Below are 12303 nucleotides of genomic sequence, written 5' to 3'. Positions count from 1 at the left end.
TTTGTCGCCGGGGCGAGGCTTATAGGATGCACGGCCTGATAGGCGCAGCGCCATCAGGCAGAATGGCGCAAATTGCCGGATGGCGACATCGCCTTATCCGGCTTATGCGGTATGAGAGGGTTTGTTTGGCCAGAAGATAGTGAGCACGCCAGCGATAATCACGACAACGCCCAGCAGGCCTCGCCACGAAAAAGGCTCATGCCAGCCCGGCAGCAGAATTGCGGCCAGCCACACCACCATATAGCTAAGGCTGAGCAGCGCATAGGCTTTTGCCAGCGGCAGGCGCTTGAGGGCGAAGTACCAGCAAGCCATCGAGGCGACATAACCCAGCAGCCCCAGGAAGAGCCCCAGCGTCCCCGATTCAAAATGCAAAAGATGACCCAACAGCAGCAGCGGCTGCTCCGCCGACGGCAGCGTTGTCATTGCCGCGCGTAACGTCAGTTGGGCGGCGCTGACCAGCGCCACGCTCATTAACGCCCAGATAAGCCCCATCAGGCGCTGCTCCCCAGTAACATAATGCCAACGATAATCAACGTGACTCCCGCCCAGTGACGGCGGCTCACCGGCTCGTGCCAGATAGCGCGGGCCGCCAGCGTGACCCAGACAAAGTTAAGGCTGAGCATCGGATAAGCCACGCTGACCGGAATTTGCTGTAGCACCAGCAGCCACAGCAGCATCCCCAGACCGAGCATCGCCAGCGCCAGGCCAAGCCAGATCAGCAGATGGCGCCCGCGCTGCCCTTGAGGGGCAGGACGGGTCGCCTGTTTCTGGCACAGCTGCCCGCCGCAGCTTAGCAGGCTGGCGAGCAGCAGGCAGGCCCACGTGATCATTGCGGACGATACTGAATAAAGACGGTGCGACCCATGGCATATACCTCATCCGGTTTTGGCAGCGGCAGTTCCGCTAACTGTACGTCACGAGACAGCAGCAATACCAGTGAGATCGGCCCTTCCTGGCGATGTGCCGCCAGCCACTGCGGGAACGCTTCATACGAGACAAAGCTGCCCTTCGCGTCAGGATAAGAAAGACCATACTTCAGCTCACCCTGCTGACCGTACAGTATCACGTCGCTACGCTTCAGCTCCCAGGCCAGCCCCGCGGCCACGCCGACGCTGTTGCTCAGCACGTAGCGGCTCGGTGCCAGCGACTCGTTGACGATATCGACCAGGAACTGCGGCTGTTTGCTGTCGGTGACGCGATCGGGTATCGCCATGCCGACCAGCAGCGCCAGCGCCAGCGGGCACAGCGCAGCCAGCGTCCAGCGACGTGCATCGTGCTTGATAGACAGCCAGCCCATCAGCGCCCAGAAGAAGAACGCCACCGCCGCCAGCACGCATTTGTACAGCTCTATCTGCATCCAGACCGGGTGCTTCATCGGCCCCCATGGCGACACGACCGCCACCGCCACCAGGCCAACCACGCCAAAGACGATGTTGATGATCCCGTTGATTCGCAGCGCCCGAGAGCCGACTTTGGCGGCATCGACCGCATAGCGCGCCATCAGTATCGCCAGCGGCGCGAAGCACGGCAGGATATAAGTCGGCAGCTTACCTTTGGCGATGCTAAAGAACAGGAACGGCATCACCACCCAACCCAGCAGATAAAATGCCCCTCGCAGGCCTTCTCGTTCTTGCCAGCCGCGCTTGAACGCGCCGGGCAACAGCGCCAGCCACGGCAGGCTGCCAGCCACCAGGAACGGCAGGTAGTACCAGAACGGCGCTTTATGCTGCGCGTCACTCTGGGCGAAGCGTTGAATATGCTCAACCCAGAAGAAGTAGCGCCAGAAGTCGCCCTCGCGCGCAGCGATCGCCAGCCCCCACGGCAGCACCGTCAGCACACACACCAGCACCGACAGCCAGCCCCAGACCAGCACTTCCCGCCAGCGCTTTTGCACAATAACCCACGGCAGTACGCCAATCACCGGCACCGCCAGCGCCAGAAAACCTTTGGTCATCACGCCCATGCCGCAGGCGATACCCAGCAGCACGTAGCCCCAGGCGCGTTCAGCGGTGGTTTTCGCCTGCGCGGCCAGCCAGAAGCTGCACATCGCCAGCGTCATCCACAGGGTGATCATCGGATCGAGCACCGCATAAGTGCCAATGCCGTAAACCAGGAAAGCGGTCAGGAAGATCGCGCCCGAGAGCACGGCCACCTTTTTGTCCTGCCAGATTTTCCACGCCAGCCAGGCAACCAGCAGCGCCGAGACGGTAATGGAAAACACGGCGCCAAAGCGCACGGCAAAGTTATTGTGGCCGAAAAGCCACTGGCCAATGCTGTTAATCCAATAACCGGCAATAGGCTTTTCAAAATAGCGCAGCCCCAGGAAGTGCGGCACCACCCAATCGCCGGTTGCCAGCATTTCGCGGCTGATTTCCGCATAGCGGGTTTCGTCCGGCTGCCACAGCAGCCGGAAGTTAAGCGGAACCAGATAGTACAGAACAAACAGTGCGGCTAACGAAATACCGTAGCGAAGGGATTTCATACATCAGAGCTCATCAGTTGTTGGCAGCCCAGCCAGCCTTCACGACCGGCGATTTCTCCGCGCACCACCTTCCCGACCGGCAGCTGACGGAAGTCATCCGGGAGAAGCTGGCCCAGCGGGCAAAAACGAATTTCCTGCTGCGCCGCAAGGGTCAGCAGATAGTCAAACTGCTCGGCGTAGGCGCCGCCTTCCACTTCAGCGTGGATGGTGTAAACCGGCGTCCCCGTGTCCTTGCGAATTTGTTCCAGCAGCCAGCGGTTAAAACCTTCTGCGCTCACCACGCTACCGACAACTTCGTCCCAGGTGGGCAGCGTAACGGGGATCTGCACGGTAGCCAGATCGCCGTTGCTGAGCTGAGGAAGGAACGGCTGCGTGCCGCGACAGTCGCTGTTGTAGAGAAAATCGAACGACTCTTTCGCCTTCACCACGCGCTGGTCGGCGCGCCAGCCTGCAACAGCCGAACAGGAGACCGGGCGGCCAAGAATGGCCTCCAGCTCGTTCAGCCCGCGGCCGATTTCATCCACCAGCTGCTGTTCATTCCACATGCCGCTCCACTGCTGCCAGCGGTGGTGATCCCAGGCATGCAGGCCGACCTCATGCGCCTGCGCGACGCTGCGGATGATCTCCGCGTTAGCCGAACCAATGCGCCGCCCTGGCCACGCCGTTCCGGCCAGCAGAATATCCCAGCCATACAGCGATGCTGCGCGCGAGCGCAGCATCTTCCACAAGAACTTCGGTTTTACCAGGCGCCACAAGTGGCGCCCCATGTTGTCCGGCCCGACGCTGAAGAAAAAGCTGGCCTGCACGCGGTGCTTTTTGAGCACCGCCATCAGCCGTGGCACGCCTTCGCGCGTTCCGCGAAAGGTGTCGACATCAACGCGCAAACCTACTTTTTTCATGATGGTTTTTCGTCCGTCAGTTCAACTGTGCGCAGGAAGAAGTCCAGCGTCTCTTCTACCGTTTGCTGCATCTCTACCGTCGGCTGCCAGTCGAGGCAGCGTTTAGCGTTGCGAATGCTCGGCTTACGGTGCTCAACGTCCTGGTAACCTTTGCCATAGTAGTCGCTGCTTTCCACTTCACGGAAGCCAGCAAACGGCGGGAAGCGGTCGCGCAGCGGGTGACGTTCGAAGCAGTCGAGCAGCATTTCGGCCAGCTCTTTGATGCTCGCTTCGTTGTCCGGGTTACCAATGTTGATGATCTGCCCATCGCAGCGACCGTCTTTGTTTTCAATAATGCGGAACAGCGCTTCGATGCCGTCGCTGATGTCAGTGAAGCAGCGCTTCTGCTTGCCGCCTTCGATCAGCTTGATCGGCGAACCTTCTACCAGGTTAAGAATCAGCTGAGTGATAGCACGAGAGCTACCGATACGCGCAGCGTTCAGGTTATCAAGGCGCGGCCCCATCCAGTTAAACGGACGGAACAGCGTAAACTTGAGGCCCGTTTTGTCGCCATAGGCCCAAATAACGCGGTCCAGAAGCTGTTTGGAAACCGAGTAGATCCAGCGCTGTTTGTTGATAGGACCGACCACCAGGTTGGAAGTATCTTCATCAAAGTTGGCATCCGTACACATGCCGTACACTTCGGAAGTCGACGGGAAGATGATGCGTTTGTTGTACTTCACGCAGTCGCGAATAATCTTCAGGTTCTCTTCGAAGTCCAGCTCGAACACGCGCAGCGGGTTACGGGTGTACTCAATCGGCGTGGCGATCGCAACCAGCGGCAGCACCACGTCGCATTTCTTAATGTGATACTCAATCCATTCTGAGTGAATGCTGATATCACCTTCCACAAAGTGGAAACGCGGGCAGTCGAGGAAGCGGCTGATGGCGTCAGAGCCAATATCCAGACCGTAGATTTCGTAGTTGTCGTCCGCCAGCAGACGCTCGGTGAGGTGGTTACCGATAAACCCGTTAACGCCGAGGATCAGTACGCGGGTACGGCGCTTCACGGCCGTGAACGGACGGCTGGAGAGCAGTGCGCCCGCCACCAGGCCCAGCGCAGGTGCCAGCTGTGCGCCCTGCATGTAAACGCCGTTGGCGCTTTGACCGGTAACGATTTCCAGCGCGCCTTCACCGCAGGCAATCACCAGCGGAGAGACCGACAGCACGGTACCCGGCTTCGCCGCCGGCATGTCGGTGCGCACGCGTGATTTCCAGACGATAAATTTATTGGTGCCGACAAAACCAAACGCGCCCGGCCACGGATCGCTCACCGCGCGGACCAGGTTATGCAGCGTCTGCGCCGGTTTTTCCCATTCCAGGCGGCCATCTTCCGGAGTACGGCGCCCAACGTAGGTCGCCTGTGAGTCATCCTGCGCACGTGCATCGACCTGGCCGCTGCGAATTTTCGCCAGCGCATCGCCGAGCAGCGTCTGCGACGCCGCGCACAGCTTGCGGTGCAGCGTCAGCGCCACGTCGGAATCGGCAATCGCCACGCTCTGCTGAGCCACGATATCGCCTGCGTCGGCGCGGTGGGTCATGCGATGCAGCGTAACGCCCGTCTCTTTCTCGCCGTTCACCAGTACCCAGTTCAGCGGCGCGCGGCCACGATATTTCGGCAGCAGCGAACCGTGCAGGTTGAATGCGCCTTTTGGTGCCAGATTCAGGATTTCGTCGCTGAGCAGGTTGCGGTAGTAGAAGGAGAAAATCACTTCAGGTGCCATCGCACGGATACGGTCCACCCACAGCGGATGGTTAACGTCTTCCGGCGCATAAACGGTGATTCCCTGCTCGGCCGCCAGACGGGCTACAGAGCCAAAGAAGTTGTTTTCACCGGCGTTGTCCGGATGAGTAAAGATCGCCTCGATGTCGTATCCGGCGTCCAGCAGTGCCTGAATACCAGTGCAACCCATGTCGTGATAGGCAAATACAACAGCTTTCATTAACGATTTTCCTCTTCAGAAACCAGGCTTTCCTGGCGTACAACACGTTGAATAAAGTAACGGGGACGGGCACGCACGTCGTTGTAAATGCGGCCGATATACTCCCCGAGCAGGCCCATACCGATAAACTGGGCACCGATAAACATGAACAGAATAGCGAACAGCATGAACACACCGTCGCCCGCCCATTCCGGACCCAGCGCCAGACGCAGGACCACTAACAGAATGGAGAAGGCAAAACCGAGTACGGCGATAACGCTGCCGACCACGCTTAACAGACGCAGCGGCGTGGTGGTTAAACAGGTCACCAGGTCGTACATCAGGTTAATCAGGCGCATAAAGCTGTATTTTGAGTCACCGAACTCGCGCTCGGCGTGCAGCACCGGGATCTCCACGGCGCGGCGGGCGAAGGTATTCGCCAGGATTGGAATAAAGGTGCTGCGCTCGTGGCAGTTGAGCATGGCATCGACGATATGCCGACGATAGGCGCGCAGCATGCAACCGTAGTCGCCCATCGCTTTGCCGGTGGTGCGTTGAATCAGGCGGTTAATCATCTTCGATGCGGTTTTGCGGAAGATGCTGTCCTGGCGATTCTGCCGTACGGTGCCGACAACGTCGTAGCCTTCGTCTGCTTTTTCCACCAGCCGCGGGATCTCTTCCGGTGGATTTTGCAGGTCGGCATCCAGGGTAATAATCAGGTCGCCGGTGACGTGGCTGAAGCCCGCCATAATCGCCGAGTGTTGGCCGTAGTTACGGTTAAGCAGCACTGCCACAATATGGCTTTCCGGCGCCTCTGCAGCCTCAACCAGCATGCGCGCGGAGTCATCGCTGCTGCCATCGTCGACCAGCAGAATTTCATAGTCGCGGTTTAAGGTTGCGCAGGCCGCATCGGTGCGACGGATAAGCTCGGGCAGGCTGTCCTGCTCGTTGTAGACCGGTATCACTACCGAGACTTTTTTGACTAATGGGTACTCAAACATATTAGCGCTCCGCTAACTGACGGAGCGCCGTAATAACGCGCGTTGTGTCGTCATCGGTCATATCCGGGAAAAGAGGGAGTGAACAAATGCGCGCGCTGTTCCATTCGGTATTCGGCAATGACACCTCAGGGAAACGCTCGCGATAGTATTTCTGCGTATGGGCAGCGCGGAAATGCAGCCCGGTGCCTATGCCCTGGGCCTTAAGCTGTTCCATCAGCGCATCGCGGCTGATGCCGCAGCGCTGTTCGTCAACGCGGATGATAAACAGATGCCAGGCATGCAGATGCGGCCAGCTCGGCACGGCCAGCGGCTGGAACGGGGTATCTGCCAGCTCACGCACGTAGCGCTGAGCAATCTCGCTGCGGCGCTGGTTGGCCTGGCCCAGCTTACCTAGCTGCACCAGCGCCAGCGCGGCGTTAATGTCGGCGAGGTTATATTTGAAGCCGGGGCTTATCACCTCTGCCTGCGGCGCGCGGCCGTGGGTCTGGCGATCGTAGGCGTCAACGCCCAGGCCGTGAAATTTCAGGCTGCGAATGCGGTTCGCCAGCGGCTCGTCGTCGGTGACGATAAGCCCCCCCTCGGCGCAGGTCATGTTCTTGATGGCATGGAAGGAGAAAATCGCCGTTCCCTGTGCACCGATATGCTGGCCTTTATAGTACGTACCCGCCGCGTGCGCCGCGTCTTCAATCACCGGAATGCCGTGACGTTCAGCGACCGCACGAATGCCGTCGATATCGGCCGGTGCGCCCGCGTAGTGCACAGGGATAATGGCTTTGGTACGCGGCGTAATGGCGGCTTCGATAGCCTCTGGGGTCACCATCAGGTTGTCACGATCGACATCGATCATCACCGGGGTCGCCCCCAGCAGGACAATCATATTCAGCGTAGAAACCCAGGTCTGGGAGGGGGTGATGACTTCATCGCCGGGGCCAATGCCCAGCGCCATGAGCGTGACGTGCATACCGCCGGTTGCCGAGCTGACGGCGATAGCAAAACGGTTACCCGTTAGCGCACAGAACGCCTCTTCCAGCGCCTGGTTTTTGGGCCCGGTGGTGATCCAACCGGATTGCAGCACTTCCTTGAGCGCCGCGAACTCCGCCTCGCCCATCGAAGGGCGGGAAAACGGCAGAAAATCACTCATGAATGTTCCTTACCCTATTACTCAAATGAGCAAACCTGCCTCATCAATAAATGATTCGAGCGTTGTTTTTGTTTAAAACAGGAATAGATAAACGTGATATTCAAACCGACAACATTCGATGGCGGTAAAAGTACCAATGTTATCTTAGGATAAGATTAAGAAAGTAACAGCGGCGGACGCAATAAATGATTGGTAAACGAAATCAATAGTTTATGAGGATATATCCAGACACGGATTTAATGTAAAAAAACGCCCAGATTACATCGTAACTGGGCGTTTGCTCACATGATTCAACACACGTTAAACAAGGGCTTTATACTCTCGACGATTTAACGTTCGTTGCATATTAGTGTAATAAACACGGTGTTGTGACCGTATTAATACTCAACGTAAATTTGCCGGGAAATCTTTTGGCAATTCGCTGGCCGCACGGTCGATCACGCTATCATTATTTGCGCCACAGTCACGAATGAAGGTAATTGTCGCAAATTCGTCAATGACTTCAGTTGGATACGCTGGGCCTTCATCACGATACGCGTTCATCAGCGGGATGTGGTCGTTCTGGAAGCAGACGGTTTTTTCCGGATTATTCATCACCCAGCGCGGGAAGAAGATGGTTCCATGGAACAGTTTGTCGCCGAGGTTCGCAATCAGGCTAACGTCCGTCCCGGTCGGTTCGGTCCAGGAAATTTTGTAGACGCTCTCGGCCACGCGGACGATGTAGGCGCGCTGATCTTTCACCCAACGGTTCGCCACGAGGCCGCTATGGATGCGGTAATCAAGGGTCTGCTCGTTTTTCACGTAAATTTCGTAGTTCCAGCCGTTGTCATAGGTGTAGACCAGATGTTTGCCAACGAAGCCGCTCAAATCATGTTTATCAAAGTTGCTCATCTTTAAATCTCCTTGTTTCGATGCAGAGATCATATTGCTTTAAAAAATAAATGAATAACGCTATGTTTGGATGAAATTAATCTAAATTTTAAATCAATTATGCATAAAACGACCCTTGAACAGTGGGCAATACTTGAAAAGGTAGTTGAACTGGGGAGCTTTGCGCGAGCAGCTGAAGAAACGCATCGTAGCCAGTCCTCGGTCAGCTACAACCTGTCGCTACTGCAAGAGCGCCTCGGCGTGGCGCTGCTGGTGCCTGAGGGGCGTCGCGCGGTGCTTACCCCGGCAGGTGAACTGCTGCTGGGCCAGGTGAAGCCGCTGCTTAAGGCTTTCGCCTGGGTAGAAAGCCGCGCCTTAACGCTGCGCGACGGGATGCGCACCCGGCTGGATCTGGTGGTCGACAGTATTTTTCCCCGCGAGCGGCTGTTCGCCATCCTGCGCCAGTTCCAGCAACGCTATCCGCAAACCCAGGTCCGCCTGACTGAAGTGCTGGAGAACGCCGGCGATAGCGACCTCGTACTGACCGAGGCCGATGTCATGGTCCTCACCCGCCGTCAGGACATAACCGGGCGCGGCGAGTGGCTAATGAATATTGACTTTATCGCGGTCGCCCACCGCGATCACCCCCTCGCCCAGCAGGAAGGGCCACTGAGCGAAGAGCAGCTGCGCCCGTGGCCGCTCATCCGTATGGCCGATAGCGACGGCAGCCGCCAGGACACGCGCGATGCGTGGACCTTCTCGACGATTGACGCGGCGATTGACGCCGTGATGTATCAGGTAGGGTACGGCTGGCTGCCGGAAGAGCGAATTCAGACGGCGCTGGCGCAGGGGCTATTAAAACCGCTGCCGCTCAGCCACGGCGGGCGTCGCGCGACGCCGCTGCACCTGATCGTCAAACGCGATTTAGCGCCGCTCGACGAACAGGTGGAAACGCTGCTGGCGCTGTTTAACCAGCAGGAGAAGTAGTTTATTCGGCCAGCGCCTGCGCGCACGCCCAGGCGCTGGACCACGCCCACTGGAAGTTATAGCCGCCCAGCCAGCCGGTCACATCCATCACTTCGCCAATAAAATACAGGCCCGGTGCTTTCTTCGCCTCCATGGTGCGCGACGACAATTCGTGAGTATCAACGCCGCCAAGGGTCACCTCCGCCGTACGATAGCCTTCGGTGCCGTTAGGCTGCACGCGCCAGCAGGTCAGGGTATCTACCAGCGTCTGCTGCTCACGCACGTTCAGCTGTTTAAGCGTAACGTCCGGAATTTGCCCAAGCCGTTGCAGGCACTCAACCAGACGCTTCGGCAACAGTATCGCCAACGTATTTTTCAGACTTTGGTTCGGGTGCGCCGCGCGCTGTTCATCAATAAAGGTGCTCAGATCCACGTCCGGAAGCAGATTAATGCTGACAAACTCACCGGCCTGCCAATAGCTGGAGATTTGCAGCACTGCCGGGCCGGACAGGCCGCGGTGGGTGAAAAGCAGGCTTTCGCGGAATACCGTACCGTCCTCAGCGGTTATCACCGACGGTACGGAGACGCCGGACAGAACCTGGAACTGTTCCAGCATTGGCTTATGCAGGGTGAACGGTACCAGTCCGGCGCGGGTCGGCAGGACCTTCAGACCAAACTGCTCGGCAATTTTATAGCCGAAAGGCGATGCCCCGAGACCCGGCATCGATAGACCGCCGCTGGCGATCACCAGCTTATCTGCCGCCACCATGTCGCCATTCAGCGTTAGCGTGTAACCGGCATCATCACGGGCCACGCTGAGAATTTCACTGCGCAGGCGCGTCGTCACGTTACCCTTTGCACATTCAGCCACCAGCATCGCAACAATCTGTTCCGCGGAATCATCGCAAAACAGCTGCCCGAGGGTCTTCTCATGCCAGGCAATACCGTGCTTGCCGACCAAATCGATAAAGTCCCATTGGGTGTAGCGCGCGAGAGCAGATTTGCAAAAATGCGGGTTTTGACTGAGATAGGCCGCGGGCTCGACATAAAGGTTAGTAAAATTACAGCGACCACCGCCGGACATCAGGATTTTACGCCCCGGTTTTTTGCCGTTATCCAACAGCAAAACGCGGCGGCCAGCCTGCCCCGCCATGGCTGCACAAAACATTCCCGCCGCTCCGGCACCCACTACAATGGCATCAAACCTTTCCACGCACTATCCTCAACATAGGTATTGTCGGGAAGTGTAAATTTTTCATTGTTGTCATACCAGTGGAATCTCGACAAACCCGACTTATCTGATTGATACATCAGAAATAATTATTTTCAACCTTTTAACGAATACGGATAAATATCAAAAAAAGTAGAGATTTCACTTTGCCCGCGCCGCCAATGTCCCTGATAATGCCGCGCGTTCATGTCCTCAAAATGGCGTAACGTCCTATGTTACATTTGTTTGCAGGCCTGGATTTACACACCGGGCTGTTGTTAGTTCTGGCACTGATGTTCGTTCTGTTCTACGAAGCGATTAACGGCTTCCACGATACCGCGAATGCAGTTGCTACCGTAATTTATACCCGCGCTATGCGTTCGCAGCTTGCCGTTGCGATGGCGGCGATCTTTAACTTCCTCGGCGTCCTGTTGGGCGGTCTGAGCGTTGCCTATGCGATTGTGCATATGCTGCCAACGGACCTGCTGCTTAATATGGGCTCCGCACACGGCCTGGCCATGGTCTTCTCCATGCTGCTGGCGGCCATTATATGGAACCTTGGCACCTGGTATTTCGGTCTGCCAGCTTCCAGCTCCCACACGCTGATTGGCGCGATTATCGGTATTGGTTTAACCAATGCGCTGATGACCGGCACATCGGTGGTCGATGCGCTCAACATTCCGAAAGTCATTAATATTTTCGGCTCGTTGATCATTTCGCCCATTGTGGGTCTGGTCGTGGCCGGTGGCCTGATTTTCCTGCTGCGTCGCTACTGGAGCGGAACCAAAAAACGCGCCCGTATCCACCTGACGCCTGCCGAGCGTGAAAAGAAAGACGGTAAGAAAAAGCCGCCGTTCTGGACGCGTATTGCCCTGATTCTTTCCGCGATTGGCGTGGCATTCTCCCATGGCGCAAACGACGGTCAGAAAGGCATTGGCCTGGTCATGCTGGTACTGATTGGCGTCGCACCGGCGGGTTTCGTGGTTAACATGAACGCGTCCGGCTACGAAATCACCCGTACCCGCGATGCGGTCAACAACGTTGAAACCTTCTTCCAGCAGCGCCCAGAGCTGTTGCTGAAAGTGGCGAACAGCGCTGAGCCGCTAACCCCGGAAGCCGAGGCCGCCGTGGAATTCCACTGCCATCCGGCGAACACCATCAACGCGCTTGACCGTGCGAAAGCCATGCTGACCAACGTTGAGAGCTATGACACTCTTTCCGTGGAACAGCGCGGCCAGCTGCGTCGTATCATGCTCTGCATCTCTGACACCACGGATAAAGTGGCGAAGATGCCGGACGTGAACGCTGACGATCAGCGTCTGCTGAAGAAACTGAAAACGGACATGCTGAGCACCATCGAGTACGCGCCTATCTGGATTATTATGGCCGTCGCGCTGGCGCTGGGTGTGGGTACGATGATCGGCTGGCGTCGCGTCGCGACCACCATCGGCGAGAAAATCGGTAAGAAAGGCATGACCTATGCCCAAGGCATGGCGGCACAGATGACATCTGCGGTCTCCATCGGTCTGGCAAGCTATACCGGCATGCCGGTATCCACCACCCACGTGCTGTCCTCCTCCGTGGCGGGTACCATGGTGGTTGACGGTGGCGGTCTGCAAAGAAAAACCGTGACGAACATCCTGATGGCCTGGGTCTTTACGCTGCCAGCTTCTATCCTGCTGTCCGGCGTGCTCTACTGGCTGTCGCTCAAGCTTATCTAAACGCTACGCACAGTCGCAGTAAACAGAAAACGGGTCAGGAAACTGGCCCGTT

Annotated in this window: 11 protein-coding genes; 2 read left to right on the top strand and 9 right to left on the bottom strand. The window is 57.4% G+C overall.

Translation table 11 applies throughout. The features are described from left to right. Positions 1–102 precede the first annotated feature (102 nt). The 8 genes from arnF to V6942_RS08455 all read right to left on the bottom strand — a co-directional run bounded on the left by arnF (position 103) and on the right by V6942_RS08455 (position 8375). Positions 103–492, bottom strand: coding sequence for a 4-amino-4-deoxy-L-arabinose-phosphoundecaprenol flippase subunit ArnF (arnF, locus tag V6942_RS08490; RefSeq protein WP_106925067.1), 390 nt, complete (start codon positions 490–492; stop codon positions 103–105). Then, entirely contained in the window at positions 492–830 is a 339-nt protein-coding gene (gene arnE / locus V6942_RS08485; RefSeq protein WP_106925066.1) for a 4-amino-4-deoxy-L-arabinose-phosphoundecaprenol flippase subunit ArnE, read from the bottom strand. Before arnE ends, arnF begins: the two co-directional genes overlap by 1 nt. Next, positions 827–2482, bottom strand: a complete 1656-nt coding sequence (gene arnT, locus V6942_RS08480) for a lipid IV(A) 4-amino-4-deoxy-L-arabinosyltransferase (RefSeq protein ID WP_106925065.1) — start codon at positions 2480–2482, stop codon at positions 827–829. The genes arnE and arnT overlap by 4 nt, the downstream gene beginning before the upstream one ends. Then, positions 2479–3381: a 4-deoxy-4-formamido-L-arabinose-phosphoundecaprenol deformylase gene (gene arnD / locus V6942_RS08475; RefSeq protein WP_333501100.1), complete on the bottom strand. Its 903-nt coding sequence runs from the start codon at positions 3379–3381 to the stop codon at positions 2479–2481. The genes arnT and arnD overlap by 4 nt, the downstream gene beginning before the upstream one ends. Further along, on the bottom strand, positions 3378–5363 hold the full coding sequence (gene arnA, locus V6942_RS08470) for a bifunctional UDP-4-amino-4-deoxy-L-arabinose formyltransferase/UDP-glucuronic acid oxidase ArnA (protein WP_106925063.1): 1986 nt from the start codon (positions 5361–5363) through the stop codon (positions 3378–3380). Before arnA ends, arnD begins: the two co-directional genes overlap by 4 nt. Beyond that, complete coding sequence (gene arnC / locus V6942_RS08465; protein ID WP_106925062.1) at positions 5363–6343, bottom strand: undecaprenyl-phosphate 4-deoxy-4-formamido-L-arabinose transferase; 981 nt, start codon at positions 6341–6343, stop codon at positions 5363–5365. Before arnC ends, arnA begins: the two co-directional genes overlap by 1 nt. 1 nt (position 6344) lies before the next feature. After that, complete coding sequence (gene arnB, locus V6942_RS08460) at positions 6345–7484, bottom strand: UDP-4-amino-4-deoxy-L-arabinose aminotransferase (RefSeq protein WP_106925061.1); 1140 nt, start codon at positions 7482–7484, stop codon at positions 6345–6347. A 384-nt stretch (positions 7485–7868) separates the two neighbouring features. Next, positions 7869–8375 (bottom strand): phenolic acid decarboxylase, encoded by a 507-nt coding sequence (locus V6942_RS08455; RefSeq protein WP_106925060.1) that lies wholly within the window; start codon positions 8373–8375, stop codon positions 7869–7871. A 99-nt stretch (positions 8376–8474) separates the two neighbouring features. On the opposite strand from V6942_RS08455, the gene V6942_RS08450 reads away from it, so the two are divergent. Further along, a complete protein-coding gene (locus tag V6942_RS08450; RefSeq protein ID WP_106925186.1) occupies positions 8475–9341 on the top strand; it encodes a LysR family transcriptional regulator in 867 nt (288 codons plus the stop codon). A 1-nt stretch (position 9342) separates the two neighbouring features. Here the strand turns inward: V6942_RS08450 and V6942_RS08445 are convergent, their stop codons facing one another. Further along, entirely contained in the window at positions 9343–10533 is a 1191-nt protein-coding gene (locus tag V6942_RS08445) for an NAD(P)/FAD-dependent oxidoreductase (RefSeq protein ID WP_333501099.1), read from the bottom strand. A 230-nt stretch (positions 10534–10763) separates the two neighbouring features. Between V6942_RS08445 and pitA the strand changes: the two genes are divergently transcribed. Beyond that, positions 10764–12251 (top strand): inorganic phosphate transporter PitA, encoded by a 1488-nt coding sequence (pitA, locus tag V6942_RS08440; protein ID WP_106925058.1) that lies wholly within the window; start codon positions 10764–10766, stop codon positions 12249–12251. Positions 12252–12303: the final 52 nt, after the last annotated feature.

Origin of the sequence: Kluyvera genomosp. 2 (assembly GCF_036759865.1) — a bacterium.
Taxonomy (GTDB): Bacteria; Pseudomonadota; Gammaproteobacteria; order Enterobacterales; family Enterobacteriaceae; genus Kluyvera; species Kluyvera ascorbata_B.
This window is presented reverse-complemented; position numbering and strand designations above follow the sequence as displayed.

Coding starts and splice junctions, on each gene's coding strand:
- arnD (WP_333501100.1), bottom strand. CDS start 3,381: ATGAAAAAAGTAGGTTTGCGCGTTGATGTCGACACCTTTCGCGGAACG.
- arnA (WP_106925063.1), bottom strand. CDS start 5,363: ATGAAAGCTGTTGTATTTGCCTATCACGACATGGGTTGCACTGGTATT.
- arnT (WP_106925065.1), bottom strand. CDS start 2,482: ATGAAATCCCTTCGCTACGGTATTTCGTTAGCCGCACTGTTTGTTCTG.
- arnF (WP_106925067.1), bottom strand. CDS start 492: ATGGGGCTTATCTGGGCGTTAATGAGCGTGGCGCTGGTCAGCGCCGCC.
- arnB (WP_106925061.1), bottom strand. CDS start 7,484: ATGAGTGATTTTCTGCCGTTTTCCCGCCCTTCGATGGGCGAGGCGGAG.
- arnE (WP_106925066.1), bottom strand. CDS start 830: ATGATCACGTGGGCCTGCCTGCTGCTCGCCAGCCTGCTAAGCTGCGGC.
- arnC (WP_106925062.1), bottom strand. CDS start 6,343: ATGTTTGAGTACCCATTAGTCAAAAAAGTCTCGGTAGTGATACCGGTC.
- V6942_RS08455 (WP_106925060.1), bottom strand. CDS start 8,375: ATGAGCAACTTTGATAAACATGATTTGAGCGGCTTCGTTGGCAAACAT.
- V6942_RS08450 (WP_106925186.1), top strand. CDS start 8,475: ATGCATAAAACGACCCTTGAACAGTGGGCAATACTTGAAAAGGTAGTT.
- pitA (WP_106925058.1), top strand. CDS start 10,764: ATGTTACATTTGTTTGCAGGCCTGGATTTACACACCGGGCTGTTGTTA.